Annotated in this window: 1 protein-coding gene; it reads left to right on the top strand. The window is 34.1% G+C overall.

Features of this window, described 5'->3' with window-relative positions; all coding sequences use genetic code 11:
• Window positions 1-255 (top strand): ATP-binding protein (locus ACEN3Z_RS12035; RefSeq protein WP_407091003.1); only part of this gene is annotated, 255 nt, incomplete at both ends.

Genomic DNA, 255 nt, shown 5'->3' with positions numbered 1-255 from the left:
GTTAATAAATGAAGTAGAAGCTAAAGAAGAACGAAAAATTCAACGTTTAATTAAGCAAGCGAAGTTTATTGGCCATAAAACACTTGATTCCTTCGAGTGGCATCAAGATATTCGGTTACAAGATTCCAAAACTAGAGAAATATTAACTTCTCTTGATTTTATAAAAGAAAATCAAAATATTGTATGTATTGGTGCCCCAGGCACCGGTAAAACTCATTTAGCTAGTGCTTTAGGCTACAAAGCTTGTCAACAGGG

It is taken from the genome of Ruoffia sp. FAM 26254 (genome assembly GCF_045528545.1).
GTDB lineage: Bacteria > Bacillota > Bacilli > Lactobacillales > Aerococcaceae > Ruoffia > Ruoffia halotolerans.
The sequence above is the reverse complement of the archived record's forward strand: the minus strand, read 5'-3'. Positions and strand labels throughout refer to the sequence as shown.